20 protein-coding genes and 3 tRNA genes are annotated in these 21,293 nt (G+C 68.1%); 8 read left to right on the plus strand and 15 right to left on the minus strand.

Features of this window, described 5'->3' with window-relative positions:
• Nucleotides 1-2: 2 nt before the first annotated feature.
• A complete protein-coding gene (bcp, locus tag ABI214_RS23045; protein ID WP_348604759.1) occupies nt 3-473 on the minus strand; it encodes a thioredoxin-dependent thiol peroxidase in 471 nt (156 codons plus the stop codon).
• Nucleotides 474-617: 144 nt separating this feature from the next.
• Between bcp and ABI214_RS23050 the strand changes: the two genes are divergently transcribed.
• Nucleotides 618-839 (plus strand): DUF3618 domain-containing protein, encoded by a 222-nt coding sequence (locus tag ABI214_RS23050; protein WP_280762567.1) that lies wholly within the window; start codon nt 618-620, stop codon nt 837-839.
• 151 nt (nt 840-990) lie between these two features.
• Here ABI214_RS23050 and ABI214_RS23055 read toward each other — a convergent pair.
• Nucleotides 991-1,063: transfer RNA gene (locus ABI214_RS23055), tRNA-Lys, on the minus strand.
• 22 nt (nt 1,064-1,085) lie between these two features.
• Nucleotides 1,086-1,158 (minus strand) — tRNA-Lys (locus tag ABI214_RS23060).
• A 272-nt stretch (nt 1,159-1,430) separates the two neighbouring features.
• Between ABI214_RS23060 and ABI214_RS23065 the strand changes: the two genes are divergently transcribed.
• Entirely contained in the window at nt 1,431-2,669 is a 1,239-nt protein-coding gene (locus ABI214_RS23065) for a L,D-transpeptidase (RefSeq protein ID WP_408586337.1), read from the plus strand.
• 53 nt (nt 2,670-2,722) lie between these two features.
• The gene (locus tag ABI214_RS23070) at nt 2,723-2,950 is read left to right on the plus strand and encodes a hypothetical protein (protein ID WP_280762566.1); all 228 of its coding nucleotides are present in this window, start codon (nt 2,723-2,725) and stop codon (nt 2,948-2,950) included.
• A gap of 118 nt (nt 2,951-3,068) precedes the next feature.
• Here the strand turns inward: ABI214_RS23070 and ABI214_RS23075 are convergent, their stop codons facing one another.
• The 3 genes from ABI214_RS23075 to orn all read right to left on the minus strand — a co-directional run bounded on the left by ABI214_RS23075 (nt 3,069) and on the right by orn (nt 4,346).
• Nucleotides 3,069-3,197, minus strand: a complete 129-nt coding sequence (locus ABI214_RS23075) for a hypothetical protein (protein ID WP_280762565.1) — start codon at nt 3,195-3,197, stop codon at nt 3,069-3,071.
• 393 nt (nt 3,198-3,590) lie between these two features.
• A tRNA-His gene (locus ABI214_RS23080) sits at nt 3,591-3,663 on the minus strand.
• A gap of 83 nt (nt 3,664-3,746) precedes the next feature.
• On the minus strand, nt 3,747-4,346 hold the full coding sequence (orn, locus tag ABI214_RS23085; RefSeq protein ID WP_348604760.1) for an oligoribonuclease: 600 nt from the start codon (nt 4,344-4,346) through the stop codon (nt 3,747-3,749).
• An 84-nt stretch (nt 4,347-4,430) separates the two neighbouring features.
• On the opposite strand from orn, the gene ABI214_RS23090 reads away from it, so the two are divergent.
• Nucleotides 4,431-6,173 carry a helicase HerA-like domain-containing protein gene (locus ABI214_RS23090; protein WP_348604761.1) on the plus strand — a complete coding sequence of 581 codons (1,743 nt, stop codon included), beginning with the start codon at nt 4,431-4,433 and terminating at the stop codon, nt 6,171-6,173.
• A 30-nt stretch (nt 6,174-6,203) separates the two neighbouring features.
• Here ABI214_RS23090 and ABI214_RS23095 read toward each other — a convergent pair whose 3' ends face one another.
• The 6 genes from ABI214_RS23095 to ABI214_RS23120 form a co-directional block, all read right to left on the minus strand.
• A complete protein-coding gene (locus ABI214_RS23095; RefSeq protein ID WP_348604762.1) occupies nt 6,204-7,322 on the minus strand; it encodes an NDMA-dependent alcohol dehydrogenase in 1,119 nt (372 codons plus the stop codon).
• Between the two features lie 97 nt (nt 7,323-7,419).
• Nucleotides 7,420-8,763: a diaminopimelate decarboxylase gene (lysA, locus tag ABI214_RS23100; protein ID WP_348604763.1), complete on the minus strand. Its 1,344-nt coding sequence runs from the start codon at nt 8,761-8,763 to the stop codon at nt 7,420-7,422.
• A 144-nt stretch (nt 8,764-8,907) separates the two neighbouring features.
• The gene (gene cmrA / locus ABI214_RS23105; protein ID WP_348604764.1) at nt 8,908-9,711 is read right to left on the minus strand and encodes a mycolate reductase; all 804 of its coding nucleotides are present in this window, start codon (nt 9,709-9,711) and stop codon (nt 8,908-8,910) included.
• A 45-nt stretch (nt 9,712-9,756) separates the two neighbouring features.
• Nucleotides 9,757-11,787, minus strand: coding sequence for an NADPH-dependent 2,4-dienoyl-CoA reductase (locus ABI214_RS23110; protein ID WP_348604765.1), 2,031 nt, complete (start codon nt 11,785-11,787; stop codon nt 9,757-9,759).
• A complete protein-coding gene (locus ABI214_RS23115) occupies nt 11,784-12,359 on the minus strand; it encodes a PadR family transcriptional regulator (protein ID WP_348611961.1) in 576 nt (191 codons plus the stop codon). Before ABI214_RS23115 ends, ABI214_RS23110 begins: the two co-directional genes overlap by 4 nt.
• A gap of 291 nt (nt 12,360-12,650) precedes the next feature.
• Nucleotides 12,651-13,031, minus strand: a complete 381-nt coding sequence (locus ABI214_RS23120; protein WP_348604766.1) for a hypothetical protein — start codon at nt 13,029-13,031, stop codon at nt 12,651-12,653.
• A gap of 197 nt (nt 13,032-13,228) precedes the next feature.
• On the opposite strand from ABI214_RS23120, the gene ABI214_RS23125 reads away from it, so the two are divergent.
• Nucleotides 13,229-14,575: an MFS transporter gene (locus tag ABI214_RS23125; RefSeq protein WP_348604767.1), complete on the plus strand. Its 1,347-nt coding sequence runs from the start codon at nt 13,229-13,231 to the stop codon at nt 14,573-14,575.
• Nucleotides 14,576-14,635: 60 nt separating this feature from the next.
• On the opposite strand, the gene ABI214_RS23130 is transcribed toward ABI214_RS23125, so the two are convergent.
• Nucleotides 14,636-15,460: an acyl-CoA thioesterase gene (locus ABI214_RS23130; RefSeq protein WP_348604768.1), complete on the minus strand. Its 825-nt coding sequence runs from the start codon at nt 15,458-15,460 to the stop codon at nt 14,636-14,638.
• An 87-nt stretch (nt 15,461-15,547) separates the two neighbouring features.
• Here ABI214_RS23130 and ABI214_RS23135 point away from each other — a divergent pair, with 87 nt between their 5' ends.
• Nucleotides 15,548-16,114, plus strand: coding sequence for a TetR/AcrR family transcriptional regulator (locus ABI214_RS23135; RefSeq protein WP_348604769.1), 567 nt, complete (start codon nt 15,548-15,550; stop codon nt 16,112-16,114).
• 3 nt (nt 16,115-16,117) lie between these two features.
• Here the strand turns inward: ABI214_RS23135 and ABI214_RS23140 are convergent, their stop codons facing one another.
• Entirely contained in the window at nt 16,118-16,963 is an 846-nt protein-coding gene (locus tag ABI214_RS23140) for an alpha/beta fold hydrolase (RefSeq protein WP_348604770.1), read from the minus strand.
• Nucleotides 16,964-17,098: 135 nt separating this feature from the next.
• Nucleotides 17,099-18,442, minus strand: a complete 1,344-nt coding sequence (gene gdhA / locus ABI214_RS23145; RefSeq protein WP_348604771.1) for an NADP-specific glutamate dehydrogenase — start codon at nt 18,440-18,442, stop codon at nt 17,099-17,101.
• A 349-nt stretch (nt 18,443-18,791) separates the two neighbouring features.
• On the opposite strand from gdhA, the gene ABI214_RS23150 reads away from it, so the two are divergent.
• Together ABI214_RS23150 and ABI214_RS23155 are read left to right on the plus strand one after the other, a co-directional pair.
• Nucleotides 18,792-20,255, plus strand: coding sequence for a DUF4185 domain-containing protein (locus ABI214_RS23150; RefSeq protein WP_348604772.1), 1,464 nt, complete (start codon nt 18,792-18,794; stop codon nt 20,253-20,255).
• 163 nt (nt 20,256-20,418) lie between these two features.
• Nucleotides 20,419-21,282, plus strand: a complete 864-nt coding sequence (locus ABI214_RS23155; RefSeq protein ID WP_348604773.1) for an SMP-30/gluconolactonase/LRE family protein — start codon at nt 20,419-20,421, stop codon at nt 21,280-21,282.
• Nucleotides 21,283-21,293 lie beyond the last annotated feature (11 nt).

Below are 21,293 nucleotides of genomic sequence, written 5' to 3' on the forward strand. Positions count from 1 at the left end.
TGTCAGACCGACAGGTCGCGGCGGAGCTTGGCGACGTGCCCGGTGGCGCGCACGTTGTACTGCGCGACCTCGATCTTGCCGTCCTCGTCGACGAGGAACGTCGAGCGGATCACGCCCTGGACGACCTTGCCGTACATCTTCTTCTCGCCGAACGCGCCCCACGCGGTGAGCGTCGTCTTCTCGGGGTCCGACAGCAGCGGGAAGTTCAGCTGCTCGTTCTCGCGGAACTTCGCGAGCTTGGCGGGCTTGTCGGGGGAGATGCCGACGACGTCGAGGCCGGCCTCGTTCAGCTCGGCCAGGCTGTCGCGGAAGTCACACGCCTGCTTGGTGCAGCCCGGCGTGCTCGCGGCGGGGTAGAAGTACACGATCACCTTGCGTCCGCGGTAGTCGGCGAGCGACACCTCGTTGCCGTCGGCGTCGGGCAGCGTGAAATCGGGGGCGATGTCTCCGGGGGCGAGCCTGTTGTCCGTCACAGCGACTGAGGCTACCGAAGGCGTACGACGGTACGGGCGGAGCCGCGTTCGCCTGTCTGTTCTACGGTTGTGTCCAGTGTTGCCGGTAGCGTGACCGGCACAGCAGCATCACAGCCGCACCGATTCGACAGTTGGAGGACGCACGTGCCCAGGGACACCGAGAGCATCGAGCGGGACATCGAGAATGCCCGCAATCAACTCGCGCAGACACTCGACGTGCTCGCTGTCCGCACCAATCCGAAGCGCCTGGTCGAGTCGACCAAGCACAGTGTGCTCGCCAAGCTGAACGAGCCCGCGGTGAAGGCGGCGCTCATCGGCGCCGGCGCTGTCGTCGGTCTCCTGGTGCTGCGCAAGATCTTCCGCTGATCGATCGGCGACCGACCCCGAACGGGACATCGGCACACACGGTTCGCGTGACCGTGTGTAGCTGATGTCCCGTTCGTTGTTCGGGCAGCTCCCGGTACGTCCCGATACGACACGAAAAAGGCCCCCGCACGATGTGCGGGGGCCTTTCCGGTGCGCCCACAGGGACTCGAACCCCGGACCCAGTGATTAAGAGTCACTTGCTCTACCAACTGAGCTATAGGCGCTAGCTCTGCTAGAAAACTAGCGTGCGCCGCCAGGGACTCGAACCCCGAACCCAGTGATTAAGAGTCACTTGCTCTGCCAGTTGAGCTAGCGGCGCATTGCCTTCGCGAGGTGTCCCTCGCTCGGTGCGAGGAGAACATTAACGGACCGCTTCGAGCGAAAGCAAATCCATCCCTCTGTAACCCTCCAGCCGCAGGTGGCGATTGGTATTCGACCGTTATTCACCACTGCGGCACGTCGGAGTGGGGCCGGCGCCCGACCTGGCATCATGCAATGGCGCGGGACGTCGCGAATGCTTGACGGTCCGTGAGCGGGGGTGCGTCCGACGGGGCGCGCCGTGTGGTCTGTGCAGTGTGAAGTGGGGTTTTCATGAAGATCTGGGGCGGTCGCGAGTGTCGTCGCGGGGGCGGCGCAAGAAGTTCGAGATGGCCGGCCCTGCTCGTGGCCGGTTCCGCCGCTCTCGGCATGGTGATGCTCGTCACGGGTTGCACGATCTCGTCCAGCGGCGCCTCGACCTCGGACGCCGCGCCGGTCGACTCCAATCCACTCGTCGCGGTGATCCAGCCCAAGCTCACCACGACCGTCGTCGACGGTGCGGTCGGCTTCTCGCCCGGTGATCCCGTCACGGTCCGGGTCGGGGACGGCAGGCTGGCGAACGTGACCCTGCGCAATCCCGACGGGAAGGTCGTCGCGGGTGCGGTCGCGCCGGACGGGCTGTCGTGGACCAACACCGAACCGCTCGGCTACAACCGCAAGTACACCCTGCAGGCCGACGCGTACGGGCTCGGTGGCTCGACGTCGACCACCACGTCCTTCACGACGAGTGCACCCGGGAACCTCACCAAGCCCTACGTGATGCCGGGAGACGGCAGCGTCGTCGGCATCGGGCAGCCGGTCGCGGTGCAGTTCGACGAGAACATCCCCGACCGCAAGGCCGCCGAGGCGGCCATCGAGATCGTCACGGTGCCCCCGGTCGAGGGCGCGTTCTACTGGTTGAACAACCGTGAGGTGCGCTGGCGGCCGCAGAACTACTGGGCGCCGGGCACCAAGGTCACGGTCGACGTCAAGGCGTACGGCCGGGACCTCGGCAAGGGGATGTTCGGTCAGGAGGACGTGCACTCCTCGTTCACGATCGGCGACGCCGTCGTCATCACGGCCGACGACAACACCAAGCAGGTCACCGTCAACGTCTCGGGCCGCGACGTGAAGACGATGCCGACGTCGATGGGCAAGGACAGCACCCCGACCGACAACGGCGTCTACATCATCGGCGACCGGTTCGACCATCTGGTGATGGATTCGTCCACCTACGGCGTGCCGGTCAACTCGCCCGCCGGCTATCGCACGCCCGTCGACTGGGCCACGCGAATGTCGTACAGCGGCATCTTCTTCCACTCGGCTCCGTGGTCGGTGAGCGAGCAGGGCTACACCAACACCAGCCACGGCTGCCTGAACCTGAGCCCGTCGAACGCGAAGTGGATCTACGACAACACCAAGCGCGGTGACATCGTGATCGTGAAGGACACGGTGGGCGGCACCCTGTCGGGCACGGAAGGCCTCGGCGACTGGAACATTCCGTGGGAGACCTGGCGCGCCGGCAACGCGTAGCCGCCGATTATCCTGGGGACGACCGAATCGTCCGAAGGAACGGGAGCGCAGCGGTGGAAACGGTGGGAGTCGGGGATCTCGTCCAGGCCGCGGGGCATGCGGGCCCGTGGACGGTGCTCGAGGTCCGGCACGGGATGGCGCTACTCGAGCACGCGGACGGGCATCGGTTGTCGCGCCGTACGACGACGCTGACCGTGGTCCGCAAGGCGGAGCCCGGGCAGCGCGCGGCACACCCGGCCGACGACTCGGACAACGGCGACGCCCCCACGCTGTTCGACTGATCGGTTACCGGACGAGCGGAACGCCGTCCGATGCACCTCGAGATACATACAGCAGAGCGGCCGACACCTGTGAGGTGTCGGCCGCTCTGCTGAGAACCGTGCTAGTGCTCGGTCCGGATCAGAGGAACGCGTTGATCGCGCCGATCAGACCCAGGATGGCGCCAGCGCCGGCGAGCACGCCGCCGATGCCGGAGACGACCGGCTGGATCTGCTTGATCAGGGCGAGGTCGGCGTCGGAAGAACCCATGGGGATGCTCCTTTGTGTGATGCGGGTGGGGGTGTGGCATGCGTCATGCCGTGCATCGGAGATGCTGTAGGTCACAGTAGGGGCCCATTTAGCAAACGGTTAATTGGAGGTCTCGCTGAGTGGGACTTGCGCGAAATTCCTGTTCAGGGGCATTTGTCTGTGTCGTCGAGTAGCCGATAGGTGAGCTCGCCCACATTTTCCGCGACTCCGCGTTTCGCGCACTTATCGGTGCTCCGGAGCCCGTCGGGGCACCGATAAGTGCGCGAAACGCGGGGCTGAAGGGTTCGATGCGGCGCACCCCGGCGGGCGTGCGCCGACCGGGGCGGCGACGGGCGGGGGACACGCACGCAAACGAGAAACACCCCCCGGCAATGCCGGGGGGTGTTTCTTCGGGGTGACTGACGGGACTCGAACCCGCGACAGCCAGGATCACAACCTGGTGCTCTACCAACTGAACTACAGTCACCATCGCTGTCGCTTCCGGCGGAGCCGGTTGCTGCAGCGAGATGAATATTAGCCTGTTGATCGACCAAAGTGCCAATCGGCTGGTCAGGCCGGTCCCAACTCCTTCGCGACGGCCGCGATCTCGGTGGTCGAGGGGCCCGGATCCGCGACGAAGGCGGTGCGTCGGTAGTACTGCAGTTCGCGGATCGATTCCTTGATGTCGGCCAGGGCGCGGTGCGACAGGCCCTTCTCGGGCTGACCGAAGTAGATCCGCGGGTACCAGCGTCGGCACAGCTCCTTGATCGAGCTGACGTCGATCATCCGGTAGTGCAGATGAGAGTCCAGTTCGGGCATGTCGCGGGCGATGAAACCACGGTCGGTGGCGATCGAGTTGCCGGCGAGCGGCACGGTGCCGGCAACAGGCACGTGCTCCCGGATGTAGGCGAGCACCATCTGCTCGGCCTCGGCCACCGTCACCGCCGACGCGCGCACCTCCTCGGTGAGGCCCGAGCGCGCGTGCATCTCGGTGACGACGTCGGGCATCGAGGCCAGCGCGTCGTCGTCGGCGTGGATCACGATGTCCACGCCGTCGCCGAGGATGTTCAGGTCGCTGTCGGTCACCAGGGCGGCGATCTCGATGAGCTTGTCCGAACCGAGCCGAAGGCCCGTCATTTCACAATCGATCCATACCAATTTGTCCTGCACGAGAAACACAGTAGTCAGGCGAGCTCGGGATATTGTCCACGGTGGAGAACTTCCTGCACGCTTCTGCTTCGAGGAGGACGCTTCATGACGGTTGATTCGGGGTCGGGGGACGACGCCCAGTCGCTGGCGGAGAAGGCCAGGATCGCGAAGGCAGCTGCGGAGGAAGCGGCCCGGGTCGCGGCCGAGGCGGCGGCTGCCGCGGAGGCCGCGGAGCGTGAGATGGAGTCTGCCCAGAACCTGTCGGAGGGCTCGGCCGCAGCGGAGCCGGGCGGCGCCGCGGCCGAGATCGCATCCGGCTACCAATCGGCCGGGGCCGCACTCGAACTCGGCACGGTCGTTGTCGACGATGTCGTCGATCCGGCTGCGCGGGTGCGTATTCCGCTGGCCACCGTCAACCGGCACGGGCTCATCGCCGGGGCCACCGGCACGGGCAAGACCAAGACCCTGCAGGGCATCGCCGAACAGCTCTCGGCCGCAGGCGTGCCCGTCGTGATGGCCGACATCAAGGGCGACCTGGCGGGGCTGTCGCGGCCGGGCGAGTCGAACGAGAAGATCACGGCGCGTGCTGCCGAGACGGGCGAGTCCGACTGGGCGCCCACCGGGTTCCCGGTGGAGTTCGTCTCGCTCGGCACCGACGGCATCGGGGTCCCGGTGCGTGCCACCGTCACGAGTTTCGGGCCGATCCTGCTCAGCAAGGTTCTGGGGCTCAACGAGACCCAGGAATCGACCCTCGGCCTGATCTTCCATTGGGCCGACACGCAGGGCCTGGCGTTGCTGGACCTGAAGGACCTGCGGGCGGTGATCGCCCACCTGACGTCCGACGAGGGCAAGGCGGACCTGAAGGGCATCGGGGGCGTGTCGGCGTCCACCGCCGGCGTCATCCTGCGCGCGCTCGTCAACCTCGAGGCCGACGGCGGCGACACCTTCTTCGGTGAACCCGAGTTCGAGACCGAGGATCTGCTGCGGGTGGGGCCGGACGGCCGGGGCATCGTCACGCTCTTCGAACTCGGGGCGCAGGCGGCGCGACCCGCGATGTTCTCGACGTTCCTGATGTGGGTGCTGGCCGACCTGTTCCAGGCGCTCCCGGAGGCGGGCGACCTCGACAAGCCGAGGCTGGTCTTCATCTTCGACGAAGCTCACCTGCTCTTCTCCGATGCCTCGAAGGCGTTTCTCGCACAGGTCGAGCAGACCGTGAAGCTGATCCGGTCGAAGGGCGTGGGCGTGTTCTTCTGCACCCAGCTGCCCACCGACGTGCCCAATGCGGTGCTCTCGCAGTTGGGGGCCCGCGTCCAGCACGCGCTGCGCGCCTTCACCCCCGACGACCAGAAGGCCCTCACCAAGACTGTCAGGACCTACCCGAAGACGGCGCACTACGACCTCGAGAACGCGCTCACCTCACTCGGGACCGGTGAGGCGATCGTGACGGTGCTGTCGGAGAAGGGCGCCCCGACGCCGGTCGCGTGGACCAGGATCCGCCCACCCCGCTCGCTCATGGACGCGATCGGAGACGACGCGATCCGGGCCGCGGCGGGCGCGAGTTCGCTGTACGCCAAGTACGGGCAGACGATCGATCGGGAATCGGCATACGAGAAGCTCACCGCGAAGGTGGTGGCTGCCCCGGACGTCGACCCGAATCTGGATGTGCCTCCGCTGCAGGATCTTCCGGACCTGCCTCCGCCACCGTCTCCGGCGCCCGAGGGGCCGAGTGTCGCCGAACAGATCCTCGGAAACGCGGCGGTCAAGAGCTTCCTGCTGTCGGCGGCGTCGGCCGCGGGGCGGGAGGTCTCGCGGAGCATCTTCGGTACCGGACGCCGGCGACGCCGCTGAGGACGGCGCCGGCGCCCGGTGCCGGCGGGGTCAGTCGAACAGGACGACGCCGCGGATGTTCTTGCCCTCGTGCATGTCGACGAAGCCCTGGGCGATGTCGTCGAGCTTGTACGTGGTGGTGATGAGTTTGTCGAGTTCGAGCTTGCCGGCCTGGTACAGCTCGATCATCCACGGGATGTCGGCGCTGGGGGCCGAGGCGCCGAAGAGCGAGCCCTGGATGCGCTTCTGGTAGAGCGTCAGCTCGAGCAGGCTGATGGGCAGGCCGAAGTCCTCCATCTTGCCGAGGCCCGTCACCACGCACGTCCCGGCCTTGCGGATCGCCGAGAAGGCCTGCGCGACATGCTCGCCCGTCGTGACGCCGACGGTGACGATCGCCGAGTCGGCTCCCTGGCCGTTGGTGAACGACCGGGCGATGTCGGTGGCCTCCTCCATCGTGGCGACCGCGTGGGTGGCGCCGAATTCGAGGGCGTTGGCGCGCTTGAACGCGACCGGGTCGACCGCGATGATGTGCGCCGCGCCGGCGTGTGCGGCGCCCTGGACGGCGTTGATGCCGATGCCGCCGACGCCCATCACGATCACCGTGTGGCCGGGGTAGACCTGCGCGGAGTTGACGGCGGCGCCCCAGCCGGTGCCCACGCCGCAGCCGAGCAGGCACAGGGTTTCGAGGGGCAGGTCCTTGTCAACTTTGACGGCGGAATCGATGCTCACCGTGGTGTATTCGCTGAACGTGCCGAGTCCGCAGGTCTGCGCGACGGGTGCGCCGTCGAGCGTCAGGCGGTAGCTGTTCGGGTCGTCGGGGCGGCCGCCGGTCATGATCGCCGCGCCGCGGTCGCACAGGTTCTGCAGGCCCTTGGCGCACCAACGGCAGCGGCCGCAGCCTGCGAGGAACGAGAAGATGACGTGGTCGCCCACCTCCCAGCCGACGGTGTGTGGGCCGACCTCGACGACGATCCCGGCGCCCTCGTGGCCGCCGCAGATCGGGTAACGCCCGACGCCGTGGTCGCCCTTGGCGATGTGGTCGTCCGAGTGGCAGAGACCGGAGGCGACCATCTTGACGGTGATCTCGTTCTGACGAGGGCCTTCGAGTTCGAGGTCGACCACCTTGTAGGTGCCGGGTGCTTCGGTGATGACGGCCGCGCGGGTCTTCACAGGGTTCCTCCTGGTGGGATAGCGACGATGTGGCGCGCATCACTATCCGCGCAGGTGGTCTGCTCCGGTGGGCGTGGTCTCACTCACTGGAACCCGGTTACAGTCCGACGTCGCGAGACAGGAGGTCCGCGACCGATTCCCGCCGGATCAGCTCGCGCGAATTCCCGTCCTTCACCGCCACGATCGGGGGTCGGCCCACCGAGTTGTACGACGACGCCAGGCTGTGGTGGTACGCGCCCGTGCACGGCACCGCGAGCACGTCGCCGGGATGCAGGTCGGCCGGGAGCATGACGTCGGCGGCGAGGACGTCGCCCGCCTCGCAGAAGCGCCCGACGACGGTCATCGGGACGTGGGTGCCCGACGGGTGCCGGTTGGCGACCGCGACGTCGTAGCGTGCGCCGTACAGCGCGACGCGCGGGTTGTCGCTCATGCCGCCGTCGACCGCGGCGAAGATCCGGCCGCTCGGCGCCGTCTTGACCGACACGACGCGGTACAGCGTCACCCCGGCCCGTGCGACGATCGCGCGGCCTGGTTCGAGGGTGAGCTGTGGTCGCGGGAAGCGGTTGCGGGCGCACGCGTCGTCGAGGGCGTCGTCGATGGTGCGCGCGAGTTCGGTGAGGTCGATCTGCGGGTCGCCGGGGCGGTAGGGGACGGCGTGACCGCCGCCGAGATCGAGGTCGGTCAGGATCAGGCCGTGGTCGCGCCGGGCCTGATCCATCTGGCCGATCAGCCGCTGCACCGCGGCGCCGAAGACGCGGTGGTCGGCGATCTGCGACCGGAGATGGCAATGCAGTCCCACCAGCTCGAGGTTGGGCTGCTCGAGCACGAGGCGGATCGCGGCGTCGGCGTGCCCACCCGTGATCGGGAAACCGGACTTCTGGTCGTCGACGCCGGTCGTGACCGCAGGGTGGCCGTGGATGTCGATGCCCGGGGTGACCCGCACGAGCACCTTCTGCCGTGCGGGGGCGACGGAGGCGAGCAGTCGGATCTCGGTGTGCGAGTCGACGACGATCCGCCCGACCCCGGCGTCGGCGGCGGTCCGCAACTCGGAGGCCGTCTTCGCGTTGCCGTGCAGGATGATTCGACGCGGATCGACCCCCGCGGACAGCGCGATCGCGAGCTCACCGGACGAGCAGACGTCCAGCGACAGGCCCTCGTGGGTGACCCAGCTCGCGACACCCCGGATCATCAGTGCCTTTGCCGCGTACGCGATCTCGGCCTCGGGGAAGATCGAGCGGTAGGTGCGGCAGCGGTGTCGGACGTCGTCCTCGTCGAGCATGTACGTCGGGGTGCCGTGCTGGTCGGCGATGTCGTCGAGCGCGACGCCGCCGACACGGATGCGGCCGCGGTCGTCGTGGCTGGTGTTCACCGGCCACAGCGCCGGGTCGAGTCGCGGTGCCATCGCGGCACGGAGCGAGGGGAAGATGTCGAGCAGGGTCACCGGCGTACTCCTGGGGGTGCCCGCAATCCGGTCGGAGCGGGTTCACCCTTCAGAGGTACGCCGGTGCGGTGCCCGGCGGTCGCGTCTTGATACCTGTTTGACGGCGACCGAGTCGGCCCTGATGTGGGGTTGACGCGGCGGGGCTCAGCCGCCCAGCTTCTTGTAGAACGTGCCGACGATGGGCGCGATGACGGCGCGCGGGCTGTACTGTCCGGCCACCGACATGCCCTTGCTCAGGATGCCGGGGACGATCCGCATCTTGTTCTCGGCGAGGGCGTCGAGCGAGACCTTGGCGACGTACTCGCTCGAGATCCACAGGAAGTCCGGGACCAGCTTGTCGACGATCGACGCCTCGGCCGGATCCGGGGTCTCGGTGCGGACGGGGCCGGGGGCGAGGAGCGTGACGTTGACGCCGCTGCCCTTCAGCTCGCCCCGCAGCGACTCGGAGAACGTGTTCACGAACGCCTTGGTCGCCGCGTAGGTCGCGTTGTTCGGGATCGGCATGTTGCCGGCCGCCGAACCCACCATGAGGATCGCGCCCGACTTCCGCGCGACCATCCCGGGCAGGACTGCCAGCGTCAGGTCGTGGACGGCGACCGAGTTGAGCTCGACCTGGTCGCGCTCGTAGCTCGGGTCGAGCTCGACGACCGGGCCGAACGTCGCGATGCCGGCGTTGTTGCACAGGATCGAGATCTCGCGTTCGGCCAGCTCGGCGACCAGCGGGGCTCGGCCGTCGCGGTCGGACAGGTCCACGGCGCGGATCTCGACCTCCACGCCGTGCTTCTCGCGCAGCTGGGCGGCGAGCTTCTCCATCACGTCGCCACGGCGGGCGACGAGGATCAGCGAGTGCCCGCGCGCGGCCAGTTCGGCGGCGAGGGCCTCGCCGATGCCGGAGGAAGCGCCGGTCACGACTGCGCGGGCGTCAGGGTTGGGATTCGGCAGGCTCACGACAGTGCAGCGTAGCGGGTCGACGGAAACACGGTGCTCACGCGCTCAGATGCCCGCCGCCAGGCGCGTGCCCTGCTCGATCGCGCGTTTGGCGTCGAGTTCGGCCGCGACGTCGGCGCCGCCGATGACATGGGTCGTCATGCCGGCGACCGTCAGCTCGTCGGCCAGGTCGCGTACCGATTCCTGGCCTGCGCAGATCACCACGGTATCCACGGCGAGGGTGCGCGGTCGCTCCCGCTTCTCGCCGAACGAGACGTGCAGGCCCGCGTCGTCGATGCGTTCGTAGTTGACGCCGGAGATCTCGTGGACGCCCTTGGCCTTCAGCGCGGCCCGGTGCACCCAGCCGGTGGTCTTCGCGAGTCCGGCGCCGATCCGTCCGGGCTTGCGCTGCAGCAGATACACCTCCCGCGGCGACGGGGAGGGCTGCGGCGTGGTGAGCGCGCCCGGCGCCGACTCGGGATCGGTGACACCCCACTCCTGCTTCCACTCCTTCACATCGAGGGTGGGGGAGTGCTCGTGCGTGAGGAACTCGCTGACGTCGACGCCGATGCCGCCCGCGCCGATCACCGCGACGGACTTTCCGACGGGCCTCCCGTCGCGGACCACTTCGGCGTACGAGAGCACCTTCGGGTGGTCGATGCCGGGGATGTCGGGCACGCGCGGAACGACACCGGTGGCGATCACCACCTCGTCGTAGCCGGATGCGATCAGCTCGGCCGCCTCGACGCGCGTGCCGAGCCGCACGTCGACGCCGGCGAGGTCGAGCTGGCGGCGGAAGTAGCGGATGGTCTCGGCGAACTCCTCCTTGCCGGGGATCTTCTGCGCGATCCCGAACTGGCCGCCGATGTCGTCCCGCGCCTCGAACAGCGTGACGGCGTGACCGCGCTGGGCCAGGTTCAGCGCCGCGGACAGGCCCGCGGGGCCGGCGCCGACCACGGCGAGGTTCTTCTTCCGGCGGGTGGGCAGCAGCGTCAGTTCGGTCTCGCGGCCGGCGCGCGGGTTCAGCAGGCACGAGACGTGCTTGTTCACGAATGCGTGGTCGAGACACGCCTGGTTGCACGCGATGCACGTGTTGATCTCGTCGGGCGCGCCGGCTTCGGCCTTGCGCACCCACATCGGGTCGGCGAGCATCGGCCGGGCCATCGAGATCAGTTGCACCTCACCGCGGGTGAGGATCTCCTCGGCCACCTCGGGCATGTTGATCCGGTTCGACGCGACGACCGGAATCGAGACGTGCTCGGCAAGCTTCTCGGTGACGTCGACGAACGCCGCGCGCGGCACCGACGTCACGATCGTCGGCACCCGGGACTCGTGCCAGCCGATGTCGGTGTTGATGATCGTCGCCCCGGCGGACTCGACTTCCTGTGCGAGCGCGACGATCTCGTCCCAGCTCTGCCCGCCCTCGACGAGGTCGGCCATCGACAGTCGGAACAGGATCACGAAGTTGGGCCCCACCGCGGCGCGGGTCCGCCGCACGATCTCCACGGCCATGCGGCGACGCCTGTCCGGCGTGCCGCCCCACTCGTCGGTGCGCTTGTTGGTGCGATCGCACAGGAACTGGTTGATGAAGTATCCCTCGCCGCCCATGATCTCGACGCCGTCGTATCCCGCTGTCTGCGCCAGTCGGGCGCAGCGGACGAAGTTGCGGATCTGCCACCGCACGCCACGGCTCGTGAGGCGCCTCGGCCGAAATGGGTTGATGGGGGCCTTGATCGACGACGCGCTGACGCTCAGCGGCTGGTAGCTGTAGCGGCCGGCGTGCAGGATCTGCAGCGCGATCTTGCCGCCCGCGTCGTGCACCGCCTTCGTGACGGTGCGGTGCCGGTGGGCCTCCATCCGGTTGGTGAGCTTGGCGCCGAACGGCAACAGCCATCCGGTGCGGTTGGGGGCGTAGCCGCCCGTGACGATCAGGCCGACGCCGCCGCGGGCGCGTTCGGCGTAGAACTCGGCCAGGCGGGCGGTGTTCTTCGCGCGGTCCTCGAGCCCGGTGTGCATCGACCCCATGATCACGCGGTTCTTCAACGTCGTGAATCCGAGGTCCAACGGTTCGAGCAGGTGCGGGAATTGTGAAGTCATACCTGGCCTTTCGGTCGGGTCAGGACTTCCGGGTATGCCTCGGCCGCGAGGGCCTCCAGCACCTCGGTGCACCAGTCGGCGAACCCCTCCTCGACACGGATGCCGCCGCGCAGGACGAGGTACTGGTGCAGGGCGCGGCCGCTGCGGGGACGGGATCCGGGGAAGTCGTGTTGTTCGATGCGGCGGTACAGGTCCAGGCGGGCGACATGCTCGTCGCGGTGCCGCCGCACCTCGGCGAGCAGCGATGCCATGTCCCCGTACGAGGCGCCGCGGATCTTCACGGCGAGTTCGTTTCGCAGGTGCCCGGGTTCGGTGGGCTCGGCGATCCAGCGGGCCAGTTCGGCCCGGCCGGCGGCCCCGACTCGGTACACCTTCTTGTCCGGGCGGCCGTCCTGTGCGATCGATTCGCCCGTGACCCAGCCGGCGTCGTCCATCCGCTTGAGTACGCGGTAGATCTGCTGGTGGGTGGCGCTCCAGAAGAAGCCGATCGACTTGTCGAAGCGGCGCGCGAGTTCGTACCCCGAGCCGGACTGCTCGCTGAGGGAGACGAGTATCGCGTGTTCCAGTGCCACGACATCATTGTGTATGCAACGAGGTGAGTATGCAACTGGATGAATAGACCGAGCGGTCGTCAGCCGGGAGGCCGCGTCAGCGGAATCCTCATCGGCATCCCAGATCGGCACGTGGTTGCCCATCGCCCGCACGGCTCGCAGGGCGAAGACCCCGTCTGCCGCGGTCTCGATGTCGAAACCCGACAGACGGAGCCCCCGCTCCAACGCGGCGAGCACCGTCGCGTCGTCGTCGACTTCCAGGATGCGGGCGGAATCAATCACCCGACCCGGGGTGCCGGCGGCGCCGAGGCGTCAGCAGGACGTGGCGTCGGCGACGGCGTCCTGCCGATCGGGCTGAGCGGCGGGCGCGACGATCTGGGCGGGCACGCTGACAGTCACGGCGATGCCCTCGGCAGCGCTCTGCTCGGCGCGCAACTTTTGCGCCTCCTCCTCGCTGATCTGGATCGCCTCGGTCGTGATTGCAGCAGGCGCCGTCTCCTTCGCGCACTCGGGCGCCGTTCCCGTCCGTTCCGGCAGGCCCTGCTCGATCGCGACCGGTCCCGACGAACCGGTCGAGATTCCGTTGCTCGCCCATGCGACACCGGGCACCGCGACCACGCCGGCTGCGGCCACGGCCATGGCGGCGATTCCGATGCGACGGTGCAGCGAACCCTGGGTGAAAGTCTTGCGCATACTCAGCTCCTCGAGTTGATGTCCGAATGCCCTCGTGGCTCCGGCGAAGACCAAGGTAGAAGCCGAAAACTAGGCCACCGTCAGTCAATTCTTAGCCGACCGTTAGAAGGCGCGGGCGGCCGGCAGCCGCCGTTCAGCCGGGGCGCGCCCCGACGGTCGTCGGTGACATGCGTCCCCACGCGGTTAGGCTCGCGGCCATGAGCAGCGGCGTGGCTCGGGAGGCGGGCATCGGTCAGGCGGCGACGCGACGACAGATCGCCGCGTGGGGGCTGTGGGATTGGGGCGGCGCGGCGTTCAACGCAGTCATCCTCACGTTCGTGTTCTCGGTGTATCTCACCGACGCCGTCGGCAAGGACCTGCCGGGCTCGGTGTCGGCGAGCACGTGGCTGGGCTGGTCGCTGGGCATCGCGGGCTTCTTCATCGCGGTGCTGGCGCCGGTGAGCGGACAGCGGTTCGATGCGACGGGCCGACGCAAACGCTCGCTCGCGGTCCTGACGTTCCTGACCGTGGCGGCGATGGCGGGGATGTTCTTCGTCGTCGACGACTACCGCTACCTGTGGTTCGGGCTCGTGCTGCTGGGGTTCGCGTCGGTGATCTTCGAACTCGCCGGCGTGCCGTACAACGCGATGATGCGGCAGGTGTCGACGCCGGAGAACATCGGCAGGGTCTCCGGGTTCGGTTGGGCGATGGGATATTTCGGTGGCATCGTGCTGCTGCTCGTGTGCTACTCCGGCTTCATCGCGGGCGACGGCAACACCCGCGGGTTCCTCGGCATCACCACCGACGGCGGGCTCAACATCCGGCTCGTCGCACTGCTGGCCGCGGTGTGGCTCGCGGTGTTCGCGATCCCGGTGCTGCTCATGGTTCCCGAAGCGCCGCGCACGTCCGCCGACCCCGGTGCCGCCAAGGCCGGATTCGTCGACTCGTACCGGGTGCTGTGGCGGGACGTGCGCGAACTGTGGGCCGTCGACCGCCGAACCGTCGGCTTCCTGATCGCCAGCGCGCTGTTCCGCGACGGGCTGGCCGGGGTCTTCACCTTCGGTGCCGTGCTGGCGGTCAACGTGTACGGCCTCGCGTCCGACAGCGTCCTGCTGTTCGGCGTCGCCGCGAACGTCGTTGCCGCACTGGGTGCGATCGTGGCCGGACGCTTCGACGACCGGATCGGGCCCAAGATCGTCATCGTCGGGTCGCTGGCCGCGATGATCGGCGTCGGTGCCGTGCTGCTGGTGATCTCCGGGACCCTGCTGTTCTGGATCTTCGGGCTGCTGTTGTGCCTGTTCGTCGGCCCGGCGCAGTCGTCGGCCCGGACCTTCCTGGCCCGGATCACTCCACCCGGACGCGAAGGTCAGATGTTCGGGCTGTACGCCACGACGGGCCGGGCGGTGTCGTTCCTGGCGCCCACCCTGTTCGGCCTCTTCGCGTGGTGGTTCGGTGCCGACCGCGCCGGCATCGTCGGGCTGCTGGTGGTGCTGGGCGTGGGGCTCGTCGCGCTACTGGGGGTGCGGGCGCCGGAGCGGGAGGTCGCGAGTCCGCTCCCGGGCTGATGGCCGAATGCCACATCGGTTCGGTCCAACGGAACGCGTGTGACATTCGGCCACGGGAGGTCAGGCCTTGAAGTAGACCATCTGGTGCGTCGTCGCGAGCAGGGCGCCGTCGCGGCCCCAGATCTCGCCGGACTGGTCGAAGTAGCCCTTGCCGAACCGCTGCGCCCGGGCGGAGCCGAGGACGGCGTCGTCCGCCTGCGCCGCGAGCATCGTCGCGTCGGCGTGGAAGTACACCGTGAGCGACACGGTGCCCGCCGGCAGGTACCGGCCCAGGCGCAGGAAGGCCCGCGGGTAGAAGACGTCGCACAACGACGTCAGCGCCGGGAAGTCCAGCGGCCGGGGCGGATTGTCGCGGACCCACAGGGTGCTCGTCGAGTCGGGCCGGCCGCCGTCCTCGGGGGCGGGGACCGGGCCCTCGACGAACCGCAGGTCGTAGTTGCGTGCCCATGCGATGAAGTCGGGGAACGGCTGCGCGGCAACGTCGTCGAACGCGGGCACCGACGGCGCCGCGATCTCGGTGGACGACCACGTCTCGCGACGGTAGCCGAACACGGCGGTGGCGGTGGTGGTGACGGCGCCGTCCTGGGTCAGTTCGACGTTCCAGTGCTGCGTCGAGCGGTTGGTGCGCGTCGGGCGCGCCGTGACCTCGAACTCGCCGTCCGCGATGGGGCCCGCGAAGTTCACGGTCAACGACAGCGGATCGCCGAGGGATTCGGGGTGCCGCTGCACGGCGCGCAGCAGCGTCGCGGCGGTGATGCCGCCGAACGGGCCGACCATGTTCGCGTACGCGGGGGAGGTGTGGCCGCGGAAGACACCCGCGCCTTCCGCCGCAACGAGTTCGACGGCCGCGTCGAACGGGTGCGTGGGTGCGACAATCTGGGTCACTTCGGCTCCTGACGGGTGACGATCCGATTCTAGGTATGACAACATACATAGCAACGACCGGCAACCGTGCGAGAGAAGGGCGACGACATGGCGAGGCGGCAGGATCCCGCAGGTGGTCCGCGCGCGGCGATGATCGACAGCGCCGTCGCCTTGATCCGCGAGCAGGGCGTGGCGGCGACGTCGTTCACCGACGTGCTCGCCCACAGTGGCGCCCCGCGCGGATCGATCTACCACCACTTCCCCGACGGCAAGTCCCAGCTCGTGGAGGAGGCCACGAGGTCCGCCGCCGCCTATCTCGGTCGGGGTGTGGCCCGGGTCCTCGTGTCCGGCGACACCGTGTCCGCGTTGCGGGAACTCGTCGACCTGTGGCGGCGGGGCCTCGAGGCCACCGACTACGCCGCGGGTTGCCCGATCGTCGCGGCGGCGCTCGGCACCGAGCGCGGCGCCCGCGAGGTCGCGGGGACCACGTTCGCCGAGTGGTGCGGGCTGATCGCCGCGAGTCTCGTCGACGACGGCGTCGCCCGGGACCGCGCGGCCTCGCTGTCGGTGCTGATCGTCAGCGCGCTCGAGGGTGCGCTGGTGATGGCGCAGGCGCAGGGGACCTCGCGTCCGCTCGACGCGGTGGTCGACGAACTCGAGGTGTTGCTGGGGTGAGCCTCAGCTGAGCGACACCCGCGCCAGGATCGCGTCGGCCAGGGCGTCCTGGTTCTCCTCAGGGATCCAGTGGCCGGCGCCGTCGAGGACGATGAATCGGTAGGGGGCGTCGACGAACTCGCTGCACCGCCGCGCCGCCGCGGGGCCCAGGGTCGGGTCCGCGGTGCCCCACACGTACGTGGTCGGCACCCGCACCGGCGGCAGGTCACTGAAGGCGCGAACCAGGGCTCGGTACCAGTTGAGCGTCGCGGTCAGCGCTCCCGGCTGCGACAGCAGCCGCACGTGTTCCTCGATCAGGTCCGGGTCGGTGGCGTCGCCGAACGCCCCGCGTAGGCGCCGCGAATCATCTTCGAGCAGAAACGTTTCGGCCGTTCCCTCCTCTCGGAGCAGGCCGACGTAAGCGGATCGGCGCTGCTGATCGGCGTCCTCGCGCAGGGCCCATCCGATCGCGGCCGCGTGCGGCACCGACACCGCGGTGAGGCTGCGGATCCGGTCCGGGTGCCGTCCCGCGACCTGCCATGCGATGGCCGCGCCCCAGTCGTGGCCCACCAGGTGCGCGGAGTCGAGGTCGTAGGCGTCGAGCAGGCCGACGACGTCGTCGACGAGGTGATCGAAGCGGTAGTCCTCGACCGCCGGCGGCCGGGCGTCAGGGGAGTAACCGCGCTGATTCGGTGCGATGACACGCATGCCCGCGGCGAGCAGGCGTGGGGTGATCGGGCGCCAGGCCGCCGAGCTCTCGGGGAACCCGTGCAGCATCACGATCGGGATCCCGTCGTCCGGGCCGGCGACGGTGACGTCGAATGTCAGGTCGCCCAGGCGAACTCGGTCGATCCGGGAGTCGGCGGTCATGGGGAGACACGGTAGTGGAACGGTGACGTGTGCGCCGGGTTCCGGCGCAAGTGCTCGCGCCACCGGGTGACGAGACGGGACGGGCCCGGCATCGCGGTGGTGCGATGCCGGGCCCGTCCCGGGTGTCGGTGCAGATCAGATGACGCCGAGCGCGAACATCGCGTCGGCCACCTTCACGAAGCCGGCGATGTTGGCGCCCAGGACGTAGTCGCCCGGCTTGCCGTACTCCTCGGCCGTGGTGGAGCAGCGGTGGTGGATGTCGCGCATGATCTTCGACAGGCGCTCGTCCGTGTAGGAGAAGCTCCACGAGTCGCGCGAGGCGTTCTGCTGCATCTCCAGCGCGGAGGTGGCGACGCCACCGGCGTTGGCGGCCTTGCCGGGAGCGAACGCGACGCCGGCCTCGCGGAACACCGCGATGCCGCCCGGGGTGGTGGGCATGTTGGCGCCCTCGGCGACGGCCTTGACGCCGTTGCTCACCAGGGTCTTCGCGGAGACGTCGTCCAGCTCGTTCTGGGTGGCACACGGCAGCGCGATCTCACACGGCACGTTCCAGATGTTGCCGCCCGCGAAGAACTGGGCGTCCTTGCGCTCGTCGACGTACTCGGAGATGCGGCCGCGACGGACCTCCTTGATCTCCTTGAGCAGGTCGAGGTCGATGCCGTTGTTGTCGACGATGTAGCCGGAGGAGTCGGAGCAGGCGATGGCCGTGCCGCCGAGCTGGTGCATCTTCTCGATCGCGTAGATGGCGACGTTGCCGGAGCCCGACACGACGGCCTTCTTGCCCTCGAGGCTCTCGCCCTTCGCGGCCATCATCTCGGCGACGAAGTACGCCGCGCCGTAGCCGGTGGCCTCCTTGCGGACCATCGATCCGCCCCAGGTGAGGCCCTTGCCGGTGAGGACGCCCGACTCGTACCGGTTGTTGAGGCGCTTGTACTGGCCGAACAGGTAGCCGATCTCGCGGCCGCCGACGCCGATGTCACCCGCCGGGACGTCGGTGTACTCGCCGATGTGGCGCTGCAGCTCGGTCATGAACGACTGGCAGAAGCGCATGATCTCGGACTCGGACTTGCCCTTGGGGTCGAAGTCCGAACCGCCCTTGCCGCCGCCGATGGGCAGGCCGGTGAGGGAGTTCTTGAAGATCTGCTCGAAGCCGAGGAACTTGACGATGCCGAGGTTGACGCTCGGGTGGAAGCGCAGGCCGCCCTTGTAGGGGCCGAGCATGCTGTTGTACTGCACGCGGAAACCGCGGTTGACGTGGATGTTTCCGTTGTCGTCCTGCCACGGAACACGGAAGATGATCTGCCGCTCGGGCTCGCAGAGGCGCTCGATCAGGGCGTCATCGGCGTAGTTGGGGTGTCGATCGAGCACCACGGTGAGCGACTCGAAGACCTCGGCGACCGCCTGGTGGAACTCCGGCTCGCCAGCATTGCGAAGGAGTACCTGCTTGTAGATCTCCTCGACGCGGTCGCGTACAGACAACTTTCACCTACCTGATTCCGTGAGAACTTTTTAATCTTTCTGTTACAGGCTAGTCCGCGAAGTAGGGCGAATTCGACGGTTACCAGGGGAAAGTGAGATTAGCCACGTGTAAACATCGTGTTACAGGCGTTGCGCACCTGGGGAAATGGCGCCTGAACCCGGTCGGTGATCCCGGCACGGGGCGGGGAATCGGCTCCCTCGGGCGAGTCTCAATTTTCACATCAATCACATCGGTAACGCGCACGTCTTGGGTATGACATGGTTTGCTGTTGATCGATGCACATCTTCGGGGGGAGAGCGCGATGGGCTGCGCACGGATTGCCTCCCACTAGCTGGAAGGAAGCAGTCTGTGAGAGTGGTGAATCGGGGGTGGACCGCCGCATTGTCGGCGGCCGCACTGACGGTCGGTCTGTCGGTCGGGATGGCGACGCCGGCCGGTGCGGTCGGTGGACCGTGCGGTCAGAACGGCAACGGCAGCGGAAGTCTCGGCAGCTCGGGCAGCCTCGGCAGCTCCGGGAGTTCGGGTAGCGCCGGGAGTTCCGGCAGCCTGAGCTCGGGCAGCCTGGGTAGCGCCACAGGGTCGTTGATGAACTCGCTGCCGTGGATCACCGGCGCGCCCAACGGTGCACTTCCGGTGCTCACCGGTCGCACCAAGGCTCTCGAGATGGTCACGGGGCCGGGTAGCCCAAACAAGAGCATCGAGAAGTACAGCGTCTCGGGCACCGACCTCGGCATCATGTGGGACAACGGCAAGACCGGCTCCGAGCGCAACGTCATGATGCTCTTCGGCGACACCGTCGGCGACTGCGGCATCGAGGGCGACCAGTGGCGGAGCAACGTCCTGTTCCGCAGCACCGACAACAGCCTGGGCGACGGTATGCGGATCGACAGCTCGCCGCTCGCCCCGCCGCCGGCGGAGAACTTCTCGAAGCAGGTGATCAAGGGCCTGCTCTCCGACGGGCCGGGGCGCCTGCCGGAGTTCACCGTCATCCCCACGGGCGGTGTGTCAGTCGGCGGTGTGCAATACGTGCGGTGGATGTCTGTCCGGTCGTGGGACACGCCCGGTGAGTGGACCACGAACTACTCCGGACTAGCCGTTTCCCTCGACAAAGGCAACACCTGGGAGACCGATCTGAGGACCGTACGGGTCAATCGGGAAGGCGTCTTCGACACCCCGGTTCCAATCCCCGGTGTCGACGACATTCCGGCGTTCTCGAAGAACAACGCGGACTGGCAGATGAGTGCGTTCGTGCCGGACCGCGGCGACGGCTACGTCTACGAATTCGGCACTCCCTCAGGGCGTTCCGGTGCGGCACGGCTTGCCCGTGTGCTGGCGAACACCACCGATATCGTTGATCCGGCCAAGTACGAGTACTGGACAGGTACCGCCTGGGTATCTGACATCACCAAGGCGACGCCGGTGATCAAGGCCCCCGTCAGCGAGCTGTCGGTGCAGTGGAACGACTACCTGCAGAAGTATGTCGCGATGTACACGGACGTGGAGGGCCTGAAGATCCGGCAGGCAGACAAGCCGGAGGGGCCGTGGAGCGGGAGCCAGACGCTCATCGGTTCGGCTACGTTGCCGGGTCTGTACGGCGGGTTCATGCACCCGTGGTCGACCGGCCCGGACCTGTACTTCGTGCTGACGACGTGGGACCGGTACAACGTGATCTACATGCGCACCGACCTGCGGCGGATCTCCATGTCGGCGACCGATCAGCTCGACCGCCCGGACCCGGCCGCCACCGGCGAGCAGAAGCTCGAGGGCTTCGATACTCCCGAGGGATTCGTCGAGACTGTCGACGGTCAGTGAGTTCGCCGAATTCGTGAGACGCGGCCCGTCCCCGGCATCCCGGGGCGGGCCGCGTTCGTGTTCGAATACGGCCCCGCGTCGAGGGCTGTGCAGTATGTTGCGCGCTATGGGGAGGTTCGGTAGATCGACTCGGTGGCTGGGGATTTCGGTGGCACTTGCGGCTGTGAGCGCCGTGATGGCGACGCCGGCGCACGGATCGTCCTTCGCTGCGGATTGTGGCGACTGGCAGGTCGAAACCGTGGCGCAGGGGTTGGAACAGCTGGAGAACCTCGAACCGGACGCGGAGGGCGGCTTCTATCTGGCCGGCGACTCGAAGGTCTACCACGTCGACGCCGACGGCCGTGTGAACACGGTGGTCGAGAACCTGGCCGCCCCCGGCGGGTTGCAGCTCGACGGATCGGATCTTTATTTCCTGACGCGGCAGGACGGCAAACTGTGGCAATTGGACACCGAGACAGGTCAATTGGTCGACCGGGGACCGCTCGGAGGGAACGGGCTGCTGCGACTTCCGGACGGGGACTTGTTGACGACCTGGGTCGGCACCGAGGGTGGACCGCCGATGGGCGTGACTCGCTATCGATCCGAATCGGGATACGTCGAATCGAACTGGTCGCCGGTGCCGCGAGGGGAGGGGTTGGCCTCGAGCCCTGATGGGCGGTTCGTCTACACCGACGATCTGTTCACCGGACAGATCTACCGGCTGCCGCTAGATGATCCGGCGCATTGGGCGGTCGTCACGAGGATCCCTGGAGTGCTGCCAGGCGCAGACGATCTGACGATGTCACGGGCCGGAATACTGTATGTCGCAGCCCATATCGAGGGCGCAATCTACAGCGTCGACCCGGAGAGCGGCGCGACGTGTGTCGTCGCGTCGGGGCTCTCGAACGGGTGGCAGGGGCCCAGTTCGGTACGTATCGGGAGGGCCGGTGACGGCTGGGCGCTCTACGTGACATCGTTCGATGGGACGCTACGGCGCATCGAGCCGCCGACCGGTGTCGACCTGATGCCGATTGCTGACTATGGCTGAAAGCCTCGGAT

The sequence above is a fragment of the Prescottella soli genome (genome assembly GCF_040024445.1).
Classification (GTDB): Bacteria; Actinomycetota; Actinomycetes; order Mycobacteriales; family Mycobacteriaceae; genus Prescottella; species Prescottella soli.